We start from the raw sequence: 17197 nt of genomic DNA, 5'->3' as shown, positions 1-17197 counted from the left end.
TCCGGGGGGACATCGACGCGTTTGGTTTGAGTGGTTTGAGAAAAACGGGGGGAGCCTTTCCCCGAGCACTGAGCGTCCCCTCTCCCGCTTGCGGGGGAGGGCTAGGGAGGGGGCGACACGAGCGCGGGGCTGACGAATTCCCCCACCCCACCCCTCCCCCGCAAGCGGGGGAGGGAGCGTGCTGCCGGTGGCGCCTAGGCATCGCCTCAATGGTCAACCCAAAATGGGATCCATCACCCAATTGGGATCTCAACTCAAATGGATGCCGCTCTTGGATCTGTGCGTCTCACCCGTGAATGTCGGGCACAGGCCGCCAGTTCCGGGTTGCGCGCGCCGTCATCAGCCCGCAGCATCCCGGCATGATTCGGGACAAGGAAAAACCTGCGCCGACCAAGCCGGGCAAGGGCGTCATCGCGGTGGCGCCGCCGAGCTTCCGGCGCGAACGCGCGCTGCTGAAGCGCGGCGTTTGGCCGGTGGCGGGCTGCGACGAGGCCGGCCGCGGCCCGTTGGCCGGGCCGGTGGTCGCCGCCGCGGTGGTGCTCGACCCCAAGCGCATCCCCAAAGGCCTCGACGATTCCAAGCGGCTCACCGCCGACAAGCGCGAACAGCTGTTCGAGCAGATCTGCGCCACTGCCGCCTTCGCGGTGGCCTATGCGTCGCCGGCGCGGATCGATCGCGACAATATTTTGCGCGCGTCATTGTGGGCGCTGGCCAAAGCGGTGCATGCGCTGCCGGAGATGCCGCGGCACGTCTTCGTCGACGGCCGCGACAAGATCGCGACAAGCTGCGACTGCGACGCGGTGATCGGCGGCGACGGCCTGGTGCTGTCGATCGCCGCCGCCTCGATCATCGCCAAGGTGTCGCGCGACCGGCTGATGTGCCGGCTGGCGGAGGATTGCCCGGGTTACGGCTTCGAGAACCACAAGGGCTACGGCGTGCCGGAGCATCTGGCGGCGCTCGACCGGCTCGGCCCCAGCAAGCATCACCGCCGGCTGTTCGCGCCGGTGGTGGCAGCCCGGCAAAAACACCAGCCGGAAACCGCAACGGTGCCGGCCGTTGCGGCCGATCTGTTCGAGTTCGGCGCCCCGCCGGTCTGACGCGGCGCTTGGCCGCCACCGTCAATCTGCCCATCAGCCTTGGCGGCCTGGCCGCTTTCCGCTGGTCCTTGGCGCCTGAACTTGGCTATTGGTAGGCTCGCAGCGGAATTCGACTCAGGATGCTAGCTGGTTCATGCGTTTCACCTCCCTGATCGTCGAATTGATCCGCGCCCGGCCCGGACTGGTGTTCTGGCTGGTGGTGACGATCCAAGCCACGATGTGGTTCGTGGTGCCGCTGCTGCTGTATTCGGCGCCGCCGCCGGATCTGGCGCTGACCCTGGCCTACGGCCGGGAATATCAGGTCGGCACCGAACTCGGCCCGCCGCTGGCGTTCTGGCTGGCCGATCTCGCCTATCGGCTCGCCGGCAATCACCTGTTCGGCGTCTATCTCTTGGCGCAGCTGTGCGCCGTGGTGACGTTCTCGGCGCTGTATGCGCTGGGTCGCGCCGTCGTCGGTCCGCAGCACGCCGTGGTGGCGGTGCTGCTGACGCTGACCGTCACCGCTTTTGCTGGGCAGGGCGTGGACTTCGGGCCGCTGGTGCTGGCGCGGCCGCTGTGGGCGCTGCTGCTGCTGCACGCTTGGCGCCTGATCGGCCAGGGCCGCCGCAACGCCTGGTTCGCGCTGTCGATCGAGGTCGGGCTGCTGCTGTTGACCACCACCGCGGCGCCGTTGCTGTTGCTGCTGCCGATCGGGTTTGCGTTGGCGAATTCCCGCAGCCGCCGCGCGCTGGCCTCGGTCGATCCGCTGTTCGCGCTGTTGGTGATCGTGGTGCTGGTGCTGCCCTATCTGGTGTGGGTGGTGCGCGCCGATCCGTTCGCGCTGCCGCCGCTGCCGGTGGCGGACGATCTCGTGCCGCGGCTCACGCTCGGCGGCGAACTGGTCGTCGACCTCTTGGTGGCGTTGGCCGGCATGGCGCTGCTGATCTTGCTCAACCTGCGCCGCATCCACCGCGGTCCGGAAGATCCGCCGATCCTCGCCCGGCCGCCGGTCGGCGCATTGGCGCGGCAATTCGTCTATTTCTTCGCGCTGGCGCTGGCGCTGATCGGGGTGCTGCTGGCGGCGTTGTTCGGGCTCAATCACGTGGTCGGCGGCGCCGGCATCGCGCTGCTGATGTCCGGATTGGCCGTGGTGGTGATGACCGGCGATAGCATCGCGCTGCGGCGGCAGCGGATCTTGCGGGCCGCCTGGGCGGCGGTGGTGGCGGCACCAGCCTTCGCGCTGTTGGCGGCGACGCTGGCGCAACCCTGGTTCGGCGGCGCCGAGCGCGCCACCGCGCTGCCGGCCAGCGACATCGCGCGGTTCTTCGGCGACAGTTTCGAGCGCCGCACCAACCGGCCGCTGCCGGCGGTGGCGGGCGATCCGCAGCTCGCGGCGCTGATCGCCATGGGCGCCTCGCGGCCGCATCTGTGGCTCGACGCGGCGGCGCAGAAGACGCCGTGGCTGAGTGCGGCGAAGTTCAACGAGCTCGGCGGCGTGGTGGTGTGGCGGGCGTTCGACACCATCGGCCAGCCGCCCGAGGACATCGCCAAACGCTTCCCCGGTCTGGTGCCGGAAATCCCGCGCGCCTTCGCCTGGCTGATCACCGGCCGGCAGCCGCCATTGCGGATCGGCTGGGCGATCGTGCGGCCGAAGCCGACGCCGTAACGCGGCCACGCTTTTCGTGTCCCGGGCGCGGTGCAGCGCGGTGCGCTGCTCCGCAGAACCGGGACCGTTACGAAGGCAGCATCCGTAACGGCCCCGGATCTGCAGTGCACCACGCCGCAAGAGCGGCGCGTTGCACCGCGTCCGGGGCACATCCCCTCACTTTCATTCACGCCTTCGGCGGCAAATCTTCCAGCGCCTTGGCGATGGCGCGCAGATCCTGCCAGGCCATCCGCTTGTAGGATGGCGAGCGCAACAGATAGGCCGGATGAAACGTCGGCAGCGCGCGGATGCGGCGCGACCCGGTGTCGTAATCGACCCAGCGGCCGCGAGTCTTCATGATGCCCTCGCGGGTCGCCAGCAGGGTCTGGGTCGACGGATTGCCGAGCGTCACCAGGAGATCCGGATCGACCAGTTCGATCTGGCGCTGGGTGAACGGCAGGCAGGTCTGGGTTTCCTGCGGCGTCGGCGTGCGGTTGCCGGGCGGTCGCCACGGAATCACGTTGGCGATATAGACCGTGCTGCGGTCGAGCCCGATCGAAGCCAGCATGCGATCGAGCAGCTTGCCGGAACGGCCGACGAACGGCAGCCCTTCGATGTCCTCTTCGCGGCCGGGCGCCTCGCCAACCAGCATGATGCGGGCCTGCGGATTGCCGTCGGCAAACACCAGTTGGGTCGCGGTGGCCTTCAGCGCGCAGCCGTCGAACGCCGCCAGCAGCTCGCGCAAGGCTTGCAGCGACGGCGCGGTGCGCGCCGCCTCGCGCGCCGACAGAATTGCCGCATCCGGCGCAAGCGCGGGCGCCGCGGCTGTCGGCACGGCGCGCGGCGTGGCCGGCTGCGGCTGCGGCGAAACCAGGCGCGGCTCGGCCGGCGGACGCGCCGGCTCCGGCGCGATGTCGTCGAGCAGCCGGTTGACCGGCTCATCCATCAACGCGCAGTCGACGCCGGCTTCGAGATAGAACGCCAGCAGCTCCCGCGCGTTCGGTCGTGGCTCAGGCGTCATGGCGATCGATCAGACGTTGGCGCGGCAGAGTGTTCATGGGCCTATCGTAACACGCCGCCGCGGTCGAGCGTAGTTCGCCGCGCCGCGGCATTCCGCACGGCGGTTCCAAGCGCGCATCGCGCCCGGCTGGCGGAATATCGCTCTGCCACGCTAGCGCGGATTGCCGCGCGGCGAAACCATTGAAGGTACGTTTGGAAGGGTTGTTCTTCCCCGAAAAATCGGAAACAACACAAATTGGAAACGTCCCAAGTGTGTCTGTGAGATCAAGCATGAGTGCTGAACCGCTGCCGCCCCGCGAGTCCATGGAATTCGATGTCGTGATCGTCGGTGCGGGGCCCGCGGGGTTGGCCGCGGCGATCCGGCTGAAGGAGCTCAACGCCGAGCTTTCGGTCGTGGTGGTTGAGAAAGGGTCCGAGGTCGGGGCCCACATCCTGTCCGGCGCGGTGATCGATCCGACGCCGCTCGATCAACTCGTGCCGGGCTGGCGCGACGACGCCGAATGTCCGCTGAAGACCCATGTCAGCGACGACCATTTCTTCGTCATGACCGGCAAGACGTCGTTCAAGGTGCCGAGCTTCCTGGTGCCGCCGATGCTCAACAACCACAAGAACCTCATCGGCTCGCTCGGCGATCTGTGCCGTTGGCTGGCGCCGAAGGCCGAGGCGCTCGGCGTCGAGATCTATCCCGGCTTTGCCGCCACCGAAGTGCTGTATGGCGAGGGCGGCGAAGTCCGCGGCATCGCCACCGGCGACATGGGGATCGGCCGCGACGGCGAACCGAAGGCGTCGTTCACCCGCGGCATGGAGCTGCACGGCAAGTACACGTTGTTCGCCGAAGGCGCCCGCGGCAGCCTGGCGAAACAGCTGATCGCCAAATACCAGCTCGACAAGGACTCCGAGCCGCCGAAATTCGGCATCGGCCTCAAGGAGGTCTGGCAGATCGATCCGAACAAGCACAAGAAGGGACTGGTCGCGCATTCGTTCGGCTGGCCGCTCAGCGACAATATCGGCGGCGGCTCGTTCCTCTATCACTACGACGACAACCTGGTGGCGGTCGGCTTCGTGGTGCATCTGAACTACGAAGATCCCTATCTGTCGCCGTTCGACAGCTTCCAGCGCTTCAAGACCCACCCCGCGATCAGCAAGATCTTCGAGGGCGGCAAGCGGCTGTCCTATGGCGCCCGCGCCATCACCGAAGGCGGCTATCAATCGGTGCCGCGGTTGAGTTTCCCGGGCGGCGCGCTGATCGGCTGCGCGGCGGGCTTCGTCAACGTGCCGCGCATCAAGGGCGTGCACAACGCGATCGGCTCGGGCATGCTGGCGGCCGAACACGTCGTCGCCGCGCTCGGTGCCGGTCGCAGCAATGATGAGCTGTCGAGCTACGAGGACGTCTGGCGCGCCTCGCCGGTCGGCAAGGATCTGTTCCGGGTCCGCAACATCAAGCCGCTGTGGTCGAATTTCGGCACCCGGGTCGGCGTGGTGCTGGCCGGATTCGAAATGTGGTGCTCGACGCTCGGCTTCTCGCTGTTCGGCACGCTGTCGCATTCCAAGCCGGATCGCGCCACGCTCAATCCGGCGAGCGATCACGCCCCGTTCCCGGTGGTGAAGCCCGACGGCAAACTGACCTTCGACCGGCTGTCCTCGGTGTTCCTGTCGAACACCAACCACGAGGAGGACCAGCCGGTTCACCTCAAGGTCGCCGACATGGCGCTGCAGAAGGCGTCCGAGCACGACGTCTATGCCGGTCCGTCGGGGCGCTATTGCCCGGCGGCGGTGTACGAATGGGTCGAAGGCCCGGACGGGCCGCGCTTTGTCATCAACGCGCAGAACTGCGTGCACTGTAAGACCTGCGACATCAAGGACCCCAACGGCAACATCACCTGGGTGCCTCCGGAGGGCGGCGGCGGTCCGAATTATCAGGGCATGTGACCACGATCGCGTGTGGCCGCAGTTGCGGTCACGATAACGCCATACTGCGAGCGCCTTCAATCCGATGCGTGGAACGTGCGCACGGTGTAGGCTGGCCGGCGGTTCCGGGTCTATCCTTGCGGTTGAACGTCAAACGCGGCATGTTGCTGACTTGCAGCTGCCGGTTTCGGTTGCGCATCCGATCTCATCCGTCAATCTGGAGCTGGGCGAACCTTGATGCTTTCAACTCGACTTCGTCGCTCGATGATCGCTGCCGTCGCGCTGGCCGCGCTGCCGCTGTCCAGCCCGGTGCTGGCGCAGACGCCGGATCACCAGAACGACAGCTCGGTGCCGTTTCCGACCAGCCGCGATCTGAAATCGCTGACCACCGCGGGCAGCTATCTGGCGGCGCGCCACGCCAGCGTGCAGCGCGACGCCAGTGCGGCGGCGACCTTCTATCGCTCGGCGCTGCGCGCCGATCCGAAGAACAACGAATTGTTGGATCGCGCCTTTATTTCCTCGCTGGCCGACGGCGACATCGACGAGGCGGTCAAGCTCGCCGATCGCATTCTGGCAATCGACAAGACCAACCGGGTGGCGCGCCTGGTGGTCGGCATTCGTGACCTGAAGCAGAAGAAATACGCCGCCGCCCAGCAGAACATCAATCAATCGGTGCGCGGTCCGATCACCGATCTGGTCGCGACGCTGATCTCCGGCTGGGCGAGCTACGGCGCCGGCGACGTCAGGACCGCGGTCGGCAATATCGACAAGCTGGCCGGTCCGGAATGGTATCCGATTTTCAAGGACCTGCATTCCGGCATGATGCTGGATCTCGCGGGCAAGCAGAAGGACGCCGGGGTCCGGCTGGAACGCGCCTACAAGCTCGACGACTCCGCGTTGCGGGTGGTCGACGCTTACGGGCGCTGGCTGTCGCGCAACAAGGACGACGCCGCGGCGAGCGCGGTCTACGAGGCGTTCGACAAGAAGCTGGCGCGGCATCCGTTGGTGCTGGAAGGCATCCGCGAGACCAAGGCCGGCAAGAAATTGCCGCCGCTGGTCGATTCGGCGCAGGCCGGCGCCGCCGAGGCGCTGTACGGCATCGGCGCCTCATTGACCCGGCGCGGCGGCGAGGATCTGGCGCTGGTCTATCTGCAGCTCGCTCTGTACCTGCAGCCGCAGCATTCGCTGGCGCTGTTGTCGCTCGGCGATCTCTACGAGTCGGTGAAGAAGCCGCAGATGGCGATCAAGGCCTACGAGCGCGTGCCGGCCAATTCGCCGCTGAAGCGCAACGCCCAGATCCAGCTCGCCACCGATCTCGACGCCGCCGACCGCAGCGAGGAGGCGATCAAGATCTTGAAGGACGTCACCGCCGAAGATCCGAAGGATCTCGAGGCGATCATGGCGCTCGGCAACATCGAGCGCGGCCGCAAGAAGTTCGCCGATTGCGCGGTGACCTACTCGCAGGGCATCGACGTGCTGTCCGGCGCCGAGAAGAACAACTGGGTGTACTACTATTTCCGCGGCATCTGCGAGGAGCGCTCCAAGCAATGGAGCAAGGCCGAAGCCGACATGAAGAAGGCGCTCGAGCTGCAGCCGGAGCAGCCGCACGTCTTGAACTATCTCGGCTACTCCTGGATCGATCAGGGGATCAATCTCGACGACGCGATGAAGATGATCCGGCGCGCGGTCGATCAGCGCCCGGACGACGGCTACATCGTCGACTCGCTCGGCTGGGCCTATTACCGCATCGGCAATTACGAGGAGGCGGTGAAGAACCTCGAGCGCGCCATCGACCTGAAGCCGGAAGATCCCACCATCAACGATCATCTCGGCGACGCCTATTGGCGGGTCGGGCGCACCCTGGAGGCGAAATTCCAGTGGGTGCATGCCCGCGATCTGAAGCCCGAGGCGGAAGAACTGCCGAAGATCGAGGCCAAGATCGAGAACGGGCTGCCGGACGACGCCGGCGCGTCGGCGGCCTCGGCGGACAAGAAAAAAGAAGATGGCAAGGGCGGCTGAGTTGAGCGACGTGATGTCGGTGCAGGCGCTGCACGATGAGGCGCGTGCCAAGGTCAATCTGACGCTGCGGGTGCTGGGCCGCCGCGTCGACGGCTATCACGAGTTGGAAAGCGTGGTGGCGTTCGCCGACTGCGCCGACCGGCTGACGCTGCAAGCCGGATCCGAACTCAGCCTCACCGCCACCGGGCCGCGCGTCCAGGAATGCGGCGACAATGCCGACAACCTGGTGATCAAGGCGGCGCGGCTGCTCGGAGAACGCGTCGCCGATCTGCGCACGGGAAGCTTCGCGCTCGACAAGCAGCTGCCGATCGCCGCCGGCATCGGCGGCGGGTCGGCGGATGCCGCGGCGGCGTTGCGGCTGTTGGCCCGCGCCAACGATCTGGCGCTGGACGATCCCCGACTGATCGATGCCGCGCGAAAGACCGGCGCCGACGTGCCGGTGTGCCTAGCCTCAAAATCCTGCATCATGACCGGGATCGGCGAAACCCTGCTGCCGCTGGCGCTGCCGCGGCTGCCGGTGGTGATGGTCAATCCGCGCGTCGCGGTCGCCACCAAGGACGTGTTCGCGGCGCTCGGGCTGCGCAGCGGTCAGTTGCGGGTCGGCGTCACCGACGTCGTCACCGCGCCGAAATGGCCGGACCAGGCCGCACCGCTCGATGCCTGGATCGCGGTGCTCGCCGCCGGCATCAACGATCTCGAAGCGCCGGCGAAGAAGCTGCAGCCGGTGATCGGCGAGGTTTTGAAGCTGCTCGGCAAGGCCCGGGGCGCGCGGCTGGCGCGGATGTCGGGGTCGGGTGCCACCTGTTTTGCGATCTTTGCCGACGCCGCCGCAGCCGAGGCCGCGGCGCAAAGCGTCAGCGCAGCGCATCCCGACTGGTGGGTGCACGCCGGGACGCTGGGCTGAACGCACGCTTGCATCGAGGTGATCTTCCTCGGAGACAACCATGCCGTCATTCCGGGGCGTGAGCAGCGAAGCTGCGAGCGAGCCCGGAATCTATAACCACCGCCCTGGAATACTAGATTCCGGGTTCGCTCGGGCTTTCGCCCTCGCGCCCCGGAATGACATCAAACGATGAGTGTTGGCTCGCACGCCCGCCCTCCATCGGCGCCACGCGCCAATCCTCAGCTCCCACGCAATGCAACCCTAATCCCGAACGCTTTGGTCATGATTGCCCGCCATCGTGGGGGCAGACGACACTGCGGCGCACTTGCAAGGCCTGCCCAATTAGGCGGCTGCGCGCCGACGACAGGCACCCGGCCAATTCGCGACGTCGGCATTCCGTGTTCCGGGATGGCGCGCGGCTTGTCCGATCTGAGCTGAGACCAAGCGACTGCGGGCGCCGCTTAAGGCCACCGCAGCATTACCCCTCAACCCAAGGACGGCTTGTCATGACCTATCGCATTCTCTCTCCCCGCGTTGCTCTCGCGGCCCTGGCGCTGTCGATGCTCGGCCTGGTCGCCGTCGATAGCCGGCCGGCCGAAGCCGCGGTCTGCGGACCGCGCGGCTGCATCGGCGGCGTCGGATACGCACCGGTTGCCCGCGCCGCCGTTGCCGGGCCGGTCGGTGTCGGCCGTGTCGGCGTCGGTCGTCCGGGTTACGGCGTCGGTCGTCCCGGCTATGGCGTCGGTGGCGTCGGCCGCAACATGGGCGGCCCGGTCAATCGCGTCGGCCGCCGCTGAGGCGTCGACGGCCGCGTCACCGCGTGGCGATGCGGCCCATCCTTCGAGACGCCCGGCTTCGCTCTTCGAGCTACGCCGGGCTCCTCAGGATGACGCGGGAGTGTGCTGAGAAGCTGATATCAGCAATTCCGCATCGATCGTGATCCGTCGATCGAGCGTCGTGTCTCTGCAATTGCTGTTGCGTGAGGCCCGGCACGATAGCGGGTTCGGCTGTTCAACGCATTTAAGCCGTCATCCTGAGGAGCCTGGCATCGCGCATAGCGCGAAGCCAGGCGTCTCGAAGGACGAGCCGCGCGATGAGCAGCCGCCGCGACGCTCGATGCGGCCCGGCCATGCGACCTGTTTAGTGCGACCGCGCCAGGCAGAACGCCACCACCTGCTCCAGCGCCGCCTTCATCGGCGAGGTCGGGAACAGCGCCAGCGCGTCGACCGCCATGGCGCCGTAGTGATGCGCGCGCTGGATGGTGTCTTCGAGCGCGCGATGCTTGGTCATCAGCCCGATCGCCTGATCGAGGTCGGGCTCGGTGATCTCGCCGCGCTCCAGCGCCTTGATCCAGAACGCCCGCTCGGCGTCGTTGCCGCGGCGGAACGCCAGCACCACCGGCAGCGTGATCTTGCCCTCGCGGAAATCGTCGCCGACATTCTTGCCGAGCTTGGCGGCCTTGCCGCCGTAATCCAGCACGTCGTCGACCAATTGGAAGGCGATGCCGAGATTCATGCCGAACGAGCGGCAGGCCGATTGCTCGGCCTTCGGCCGACCGGCGATCGCGGGCCCGACTTCGCAGGCGGCGGCGAACAGTTCGGCGGTCTTGCCGCGGATCACCGCGAGATATTCGTCTTCCGTCGTGGCGGTATTCTTGGCCGCGGCGAGTTGCATCACCTCGCCTTCGGCAATCGTCGCCGCGGCGGAGGACAGGATGTCGAGCGCGCGCAGCGAGCCGACCTCGACCATCATCCGGAACGCCTGGCCGAGCAGGAAATCGCCGACCAGCACGCTGGCCTCGTTGCCCCACAGCATCCGCGCCGACTTCTTGCCGCGGCGCATCTCGCTCTCGTCGACCACGTCGTCGTGCAGCAGCGTCGCTGTGTGCATGAACTCGACCGCGGCGGCGAGCTTGATGTGGCCTTCGCCGGAATAGCCGGTGAGTTGCGCCATCGCCAGCGTCAGGTTCGGCCGCAGCCGCTTGCCGCCCGAGGAGATCAGATGGTTGGCGACCTCGGGAATCATCGTCACTTCGGAACCGGTCCGCGACAGGATGACGGCGTTGACGCGCTCCATATCGGCGGCGACAAGCTCGACGAGTTGATCTATCGAAGCGGTCGGGGGTCCCTCGAAAGGTACGATAACGGCCACGCTGGTCTCCAAAGTCCGAGGAGCGTTCCGCGCCAGCCGAACCCGACGGGCATGAAAGGCTCTGATTCCAAAGCTTGGCGCGATATCACGCCAAGGTCGAAGGTCACACTATAACATTTGGTTTGCCGTGTAACGCGGCAACGCGGCGGGCGCCGCGCGGCTGGCGGGCAGCTATAATGCAGGGATCAAGGGAGACGCAAGCGTGCGCGAACTGGTGCGAACCAACGACGTGGTGCTGGTATCGGCGATCGGGGCATTGCTCGACGCCGCCCGGATCCACCATCTGGTGCTGGATCAGAACATGAGCGTGATCGAAGGCTCGGTCGGCGTGATTCCCCGCCGGATCCTGGTGCATGACGACGACAACCAGGAGGCCCGGCAGCTGCTTACCGAAGCCGGACTGGCGCACGAACTGCGGGCCGATGTCTGAGCCGTCCGATCTGACCGAGGATGGATTTCTCGGCGGCCGGCTGCGCTTGCGGCAGCCCAAATCCGGCCATCGTGCGGGCCACGACGCGATGCTGCTGGCGGCGGCGACCGCGGCGCGGCCCGGCGACCGGGTGGCCGATTTCGGCGCCGGGGTCGGCGCGGCCGGGCTGGCGCTGGCGCGCCGCGTCGCCGGTGTCGATCTGATGCTGCTCGAAATCGACGCCGGCCTGGCGGAACTGGCGCGGGGCAACGCCGCGCTGAACCAGCTCTCCGCCGCAGTCTTTGTGCTCGATGTCGAGGCCGGCGCCACGGCGTTCGCGGAGGCCGGGCTGTTTCCCGACAGCGTCGATGCGGTGCTGATGAACCCGCCGTTCAACGACGCCGCGCGGCATCGCGGCTCTCCCGATGCGGGGCGGCGGCTGGCGCATGTCGCGGCGCGGTCCACGCTCGAGGGCTGGGTTCACGCCGCCCGGCGGATTCTGAAATCCGGCGGCGAATTGACGCTGATCTGGCGTGCCGACGCGATCGCGGAGGTGTTGGAGGCGCTGGACCGCGGCTTCGGCGGTCTGGTGATCCTGCCGGTGCACCCGCAACCCGGGCTGCCGGCGATCCGTGTGCTGGTGCGGGCCAGCAAAGGCGGACGGGCCCCATTGTCGCTGCTGCCCGGGCTGATGCTGAGGGATGAGGCCGGTACAGAAACTCTCAAGGCCGCCGCGGCGCTGAGAGGCGAGGCCTTGCCATTGTCAGCGACCTGATTGTCAGCGACCGATTTGCCGGCGACCCGATTGCCGGCGACTTGATGTCGCAGCTGCGCGGTTCTTGAGCAGCCGGATTATTGCGACAGCGTTTTCGACTCCGGCTCCGGCGTCGCAGTGAAACGCACGGCGGTCAGAAGTGCGCCAATCAACGTCACCAGCAGATAGATTTTCATGTTCTTCTCCACCGCCAATTGCCGCTTATATAACCACTGCAATGCAAAACGCGTTCCAGCGTTGGTGAGCGTAGAGTAAACATCATTGATTAATTTTGAGGTAACTTATGAGCGAGCAGACGGCTGAACATCGGGCGAGTGCGGGCGCGTTGCAGGGACTGCTGGGCTGGCTGCCGGAGCGTTGGCGGCCCGGTCAAGTCGTGGTGCCGGTGGTGCGGCTATCCGGTGTGATCGGCGCGGTGACGCCGCTGCGCCCGGGGTTGTCGCTGGCTGGCACGGCCAAGATGCTGGATCGCGCTTTCGCCACCCGCAATGCCAAGGCGGTGGCGCTGGCGATCAATTCGCCGGGTGGCTCGCCGGTGCAGTCGCGGCAGATCTATCTGCGAATCCGCCAGCTCGCCGCCGAGAAGAAGCTGCCGGTGATCGCCTTCGTCGAAGACGTCGCGGCCTCGGGCGGCTACATGCTGGCTTGCGCGGCCGACGAGATCTACGTCGATCCGTCGTCGATCGTCGGCTCGATCGGCGTGGTCGGCGGCACCTTCGGTTTTCCGGAACTGTTGAAAAAGATCGGCGTCGAGCGGCGGCTCTACACCGCGGGCGAACACAAGGCGCAGCTCGATCCGTTCCTGCCGGAGGATCCCGAGGATGTCGCCAGGGTCAAGGCGCTGCAGCGCGAGATCCACGCCATGTTCATCTCGTTGGTCAAGGACAGCCGCGGCGCCAAGCTGAAAGGCGCCGAGGATCTGCTGTTCTCCGGCGAATATTGGGCCGGCGGCACCTCGGTGACGCTGGGCTTAAGCGACGGCATCGGCGATCTGCGCGGCACCCTGCGGGCGCGGTTCGGCGACAAGGTCCGCACCCCGGTGATCGCGCCGGCCTCCGGCATGTTGGCCGGGCTGTTCGGCCGCCGCTCGGCGGCAACTTCGCTCGGCCCGTTCGATGCCGTGGCGGAGTGGCCGGATCAGTTGATTTCGGCGCTGGAAGCCCGCGCCGTATGGGCCAAATACGGCTTTTGAGGGTCGGCGGCCCGCGCCATTTGGTCCCTGCAACGCCGATTGAAGGCCGCGTTCGGTTGCGCCATGATGCCGCGTTGGAAGCCGCAACACGAGGATCGACCGATGCCGCCGCTGATCGCCGTCGCTGCCGCCCTGGGTGGCCTTGCCGTGGTGCGCTGGGCTTACCGGACCGCGCAGCGTATCAACCTGGAGCTGGAAGAGGTTCGCAACGCGGTGCTGAACGAGCAGCAGCCGCAGCCCGCCAAGATTCCGACGCTGCGCCGCGATCCGATCACCGGCGCCTATCGGCCCAGCTAGAGACTCTTCGAATTAGATTGCTGCGCTTCAAGATTCCCCTTGCTGTCATTCCGGGGCGCGAGCAGCGTCAGCTGCGAGCGAGCCCGGAATCCATAACCCCTGCAGGGAGTATGGATTCCGGACTTGCTCGTTCTTGCGAACTCGCAATCCGGAATGACGGCTGTCATGGGGTAGATACTGCCATCTCAACCGAAAATGCTCGGGCGGCCGTTGCGGCCACACTTGCGCCGGCCTCCGGGCGAGGCACCACCCTGAGACCGGCTAGCAAGCTTGGAGGTTTTCGAAATGCCTCAGCGAGCCGAGGCGTTTCCGCGCGGTCGCGTCGCAACCTTGCGCCGGCCGATCGCTGTAGGCACGCAGCGTCGAACGGACCCAAATCTAGGACGCGATTTCCTAACAATCGGAAAACTCCGAGGGCCGCGCGGGTCGCATGGTGAATGCCGGGTTAACGCCGCGATGGTCTTGGCGCCGGACATTGCCTTGATTCCAGGGGGCTGCGCCGATACGGTCCGCGCGCTTTCCATCCCTCGCGAATCCGAAGCCGATCATGGACATTCTTCCCCCGCATATGCGCCCGGAACGCTCGTTCCAGGGACTGATCCTGGCGTTGCAGCGCTATTGGGCGGATTACGGCTGCGTGATCCTGCAGCCCTACGACATGGAGGTCGGCGCCGGCACCTTCCATCCCGCCACCACGCTGCGCGCGCTCGGCCCGAAGCCGTGGCGCGCCGCCTATGTGCAGCCGTCGCGGCGGCCGAAGGACGGCCGTTACGGCGAGAATCCGAACCGGCTGCAGCACTACTACCAGTTTCAGGTGATCCTGAAGCCGTCGCCGCCGGACATCCAGGAGCTCTATCTGAAGTCGCTGGCCGCGATCGGCGTCGATTCGCATCTGCACGACATCCGCTTCGTCGAGGACGATTGGGAGAGCCCGACGCTCGGCGCCTGGGGGCTCGGCTGGGAGTGCTGGTGCGACGGCATGGAGGTCTCGCAGTTCACTTACTTCCAGCAGGTCGCCGGCGTCGAATGCGCGCCGGTGGCGGGCGAACTGACCTACGGTCTCGAGCGCCTCGCCATGTATGTGCAGGGCGTCGACCGGGTCTATGATCTCAACTTCAACGGCCGCGACGGCGCCGACAAGGTGACCTATGGCGACGTCTTCCTGCAGGCCGAGAAGGAATATTCCCGGCACAATTTCGAGCACTCCGACGCCGCGATGCTGTTCGAGCAGTTCAAGATGGCGGAGAGCGCCTGCCAGAAATATCTCGCCGCCGGCTGGGACAGCGACAAGCGCGAGGCGCATCTGATGGCGCTGCCGGCCTACGACCAGTGCATCAAGGCCAGTCACGCCTTCAACCTGTTGGACGCCCGCGGCGTGATCTCGGTGACCGAGCGGCAGAGCTACATTTTGCGGGTCCGCGAACTGGCCAAGGCCTGCGGCGCCGCCTGGCTGCACACCGAGGCGGGCGGTTCTTCACCCTCCACTTCGAGGCAGGGTGAAGCCCCGCGTGGGGAGAGCCAGTAATGCCCGATCTTCTGCTCGAATTGTTCTCCGAAGAAATCCCGGCCCGGATGCAGGCGAAAGCCGCCGAGGATTTGCGCCGCATGGTGACCGACAAGCTGGTCGCCGAGGGGCTGGTCTATGACGGCGCGAAAGCGTTTGCGACGCCGCGGCGGCTCGCGCTCACCGTGCACGGCATTCCGGCGCGGCAGTCGGATCTGAAAGAGGAGCGCAAGGGCCCGCGGGTCGGCGGGCCGGACGCCGCGATCCAGGGCTTTTTGAAAGCCACGGGGCTCGCCTCGCTCGACGAAGCAAAGATCCAGCGCGACCCGAAGAAGGGCGATTTCTACATCGCATTGATCGAGAAGCCCGGCCGCGCCACGCTCGACGTGCTGGCGGATATCCTGCCGGTGATCGTGCGCACCTTCCCGTGGCCGAAATCGATGCGCTGGGGCGAGCGCTCGGCCAAGCCCGGCGCGCTGCAATGGGTGCGGCCGCTGCATTCGATCGTCGCCACCTTCGGCATCGACACCGAAGATCCCGACGTGGTGGCGTTCGACGTCAGCGGCATCAAGGCCGGCCAAGTCACCCGCGGCCATCGCTTTATGGCGCCCGGCGAAATCTCGGTGCGCCGCTTCGAGGATTACGACGCCAAGCTGTTCGACGCCAAGGTCGTGCTCGATCCGCAGCGCCGCAAGGATATCATTCTGCACGACGCCCGCACGTTGGCGCAGGCGCAGAATTTCGAACTGGTCGAGGACCCGGTGTTGCTCGACGAAGTGTCGGGCTTGGTCGAATGGCCGGTGGCGCTGATGGGCTCGTTCGACCCGGCGTTCCTGGCGATCCCCGGCGAAGTGATCCGCGCCACCATCCGCAACAACCAGAAGTGTTTTGTGGTCTCGGACCCCGCGACCGGCAAGCTCACCAACAAATTCATCCTCACCGCCAACATCGAAGCGTCCGACGGCGGCAAGGCGATCGTCGCCGGCAACGAGCGGGTGATCCGCGCGCGGCTGTCGGATGCGAAGTTCTTCTACGAGACGGACCTCAAGACCAAGCTGGAAGACCGGCTGCCGAAATTTGCGCAGATCGTATTTCACGAAAAGCTCGGCACCCAGGCCGAGCGCATCGCGCGGATCGAACGGCTGGCGGCGGAGATCGCGCCGCTGGTGGGCGCCGATGTCGAGAAGGCGCGCCGCGCCGCGCAGCTGTGCAAGGCGGATCTGCTCACCGAAGTGGTCGGCGAATTCCCCGAGCTGCAGGGCCTGATGGGCAAGTACTACGCGCTGGCGCAAGGCGAGGACGCCAGCGTCGCTGCCGCCTGCGAGGAGCACTACAAGCCGCAGGGGCCGAATGATCGCGTGCCGAGCGATCCGGTAAGCATCGCCGTGGCGCTGGCCGACAAGATCGATACGTTGGTGGGCTTCTGGGCGATTGATGAGAAGCCGACGGGAAGCAAGGACCCCTATGCGCTGAGGCGGGCGGCGCTGGGGGTGATTAGGTTGATCTTGGAGAACAATATCAGACCAAATTTGATCTCAGCTTTCGAAGGGCATTCGAGTGCTGTGGATCAGACAACGATGAGAATAGCGCAAACGAAGGCGAAAAGTTCGGGGGGATTCTCTCTCGTCTTGAATGCGCATTCGACCCAATCATGGAATGACCGTCAGACCCGCACGACCAGCGTCGATCTTCTCTCCTTCTTCGCCGACCGCCTCAAAGTCCAACTCCGCGAGCAAGGCGCCCGGCACGACCTCGTCGATGCCGTGTTCGCGCTCGAAGGGCAGGACGATATCCTGATGATCGTCCGCCGCGTCGAGGCGCTGGCGGCGTTTCTCGCGACCGACGACGGCAAGAATTTGCTCGCCGGCGTCAAGCGCGCCGCCAACATCCTGCGCATCGAGGAGAAGAAAGACGCCCGCGCCTTCGACGGTGCGCCGGACGCTTCGCTCTATGTCGCCGACGAGGAAAAGACCCTCGCCACCGCGATCGATCAGGTGAAGCTTGAGGCGTCGAGCGCCGTCGCGAGGGAAGACTTCGCCGCCGCGATGAGCGCGATGGCCAAGCTGCGGCCTGCGGTCGATGCGTTCTTCGACAAGGTGAAGGTCAACGACGACGACGCCCGCGTGCGCGACAACCGCCTGAAGCTACTCAACGAGATCCGCGCCGCCACCCGCGCAGTAGCGGATTTCTCCAAGATCCAGGATTAGGTCGCGCCGTCGCGACTAACACGGCGTCGTCATCCTGAGGTGCGCGCCGGAGCACAGGCTCGCTCCGCGGCGCAGGCTCTCGTCGGCGCGCCTCGAAGGATGCGGCCGCGG

The 17197-nt window shown here is 66.5% G+C and carries 14 protein-coding genes; 12 read left to right on the top strand and 2 right to left on the bottom strand.

The genetic code is table 11. The annotated features are described in order from the left end of the window. The first annotated feature begins 296 nt into the window (after positions 1–296). Together RPC_RS21830 and RPC_RS21825 are read left to right on the top strand one after the other, a co-directional pair. Positions 297–1097, top strand: a complete 801-nt coding sequence (locus tag RPC_RS21830) for a ribonuclease HII (RefSeq protein WP_011474765.1) — start codon at positions 297–299, stop codon at positions 1095–1097. Positions 1098–1230: 133 nt separating this feature from the next. Beyond that, on the top strand, positions 1231–2742 hold the full coding sequence (locus RPC_RS21825) for a glycosyltransferase family 39 protein (protein WP_011474764.1): 1512 nt from the start codon (positions 1231–1233) through the stop codon (positions 2740–2742). Positions 2743–2908: 166 nt separating this feature from the next. Here the strand turns inward: RPC_RS21825 and RPC_RS21820 are convergent, their stop codons facing one another. Continuing rightward, a complete protein-coding gene (locus RPC_RS21820) occupies positions 2909–3742 on the bottom strand; it encodes a uracil-DNA glycosylase (RefSeq protein ID WP_011474763.1) in 834 nt (277 codons plus the stop codon). 269 nt (positions 3743–4011) lie between these two features. On the opposite strand from RPC_RS21820, the gene RPC_RS21815 reads away from it, so the two are divergent. From RPC_RS21815 to RPC_RS21800, 4 genes are all read left to right on the top strand, one after another. Then, positions 4012–5670: an electron transfer flavoprotein-ubiquinone oxidoreductase gene (locus RPC_RS21815; protein ID WP_011474762.1), complete on the top strand. Its 1659-nt coding sequence runs from the start codon at positions 4012–4014 to the stop codon at positions 5668–5670. Positions 5671–5886: 216 nt separating this feature from the next. Then, positions 5887–7668 carry a tetratricopeptide repeat protein gene (locus tag RPC_RS21810; RefSeq protein WP_011474761.1) on the top strand — a complete coding sequence of 594 codons (1782 nt, stop codon included), beginning with the start codon at positions 5887–5889 and terminating at the stop codon, positions 7666–7668. Next, positions 7652–8572, top strand: coding sequence for a 4-(cytidine 5'-diphospho)-2-C-methyl-D-erythritol kinase (locus RPC_RS21805; RefSeq protein ID WP_011474760.1), 921 nt, complete (start codon positions 7652–7654; stop codon positions 8570–8572). The genes RPC_RS21810 and RPC_RS21805 overlap by 17 nt, the downstream gene beginning before the upstream one ends. A 485-nt stretch (positions 8573–9057) precedes the next feature. After that, positions 9058–9348 carry a hypothetical protein gene (locus RPC_RS21800; RefSeq protein ID WP_041802194.1) on the top strand — a complete coding sequence of 97 codons (291 nt, stop codon included), beginning with the start codon at positions 9058–9060 and terminating at the stop codon, positions 9346–9348. Between the two features lie 343 nt (positions 9349–9691). On the opposite strand, the gene RPC_RS21795 is transcribed toward RPC_RS21800, so the two are convergent. After that, positions 9692–10702: a polyprenyl synthetase family protein gene (locus RPC_RS21795; protein ID WP_011474758.1), complete on the bottom strand. Its 1011-nt coding sequence runs from the start codon at positions 10700–10702 to the stop codon at positions 9692–9694. A 202-nt stretch (positions 10703–10904) separates the two neighbouring features. On the opposite strand from RPC_RS21795, the gene RPC_RS21790 reads away from it, so the two are divergent. From RPC_RS21790 to glyS, 6 genes are all read left to right on the top strand, one after another. Further along, complete coding sequence (locus RPC_RS21790; protein ID WP_011474757.1) at positions 10905–11132, top strand: DUF2007 domain-containing protein; 228 nt, start codon at positions 10905–10907, stop codon at positions 11130–11132. Continuing rightward, on the top strand, positions 11125–11886 hold the full coding sequence (locus RPC_RS21785; protein ID WP_011474756.1) for a tRNA1(Val) (adenine(37)-N6)-methyltransferase: 762 nt from the start codon (positions 11125–11127) through the stop codon (positions 11884–11886). The genes RPC_RS21790 and RPC_RS21785 overlap by 8 nt, the downstream gene beginning before the upstream one ends. A gap of 283 nt (positions 11887–12169) precedes the next feature. Next, positions 12170–13078: a S49 family peptidase gene (locus RPC_RS21780; protein ID WP_011474755.1), complete on the top strand. Its 909-nt coding sequence runs from the start codon at positions 12170–12172 to the stop codon at positions 13076–13078. Positions 13079–13180: 102 nt separating this feature from the next. Then, on the top strand, positions 13181–13375 hold the full coding sequence (locus RPC_RS21775; RefSeq protein ID WP_011474754.1) for a hypothetical protein: 195 nt from the start codon (positions 13181–13183) through the stop codon (positions 13373–13375). A 547-nt stretch (positions 13376–13922) separates the two neighbouring features. Continuing rightward, on the top strand, positions 13923–14900 hold the full coding sequence (locus tag RPC_RS21770) for a glycine--tRNA ligase subunit alpha (RefSeq protein ID WP_049766150.1): 978 nt from the start codon (positions 13923–13925) through the stop codon (positions 14898–14900). Further along, the gene (glyS, locus tag RPC_RS21765) at positions 14900–17086 is read left to right on the top strand and encodes a glycine--tRNA ligase subunit beta (RefSeq protein WP_011474752.1); all 2187 of its coding nucleotides are present in this window, start codon (positions 14900–14902) and stop codon (positions 17084–17086) included. Before RPC_RS21770 ends, glyS begins: the two co-directional genes overlap by 1 nt. Positions 17087–17197: the final 111 nt, after the last annotated feature.

Source organism: Rhodopseudomonas palustris BisB18, assembly GCF_000013745.1.
Classification (GTDB): Bacteria; Pseudomonadota; Alphaproteobacteria; order Rhizobiales; family Xanthobacteraceae; genus Rhodopseudomonas_A; species Rhodopseudomonas_A palustris_F.
This window is presented reverse-complemented; position numbering and strand designations above follow the sequence as displayed.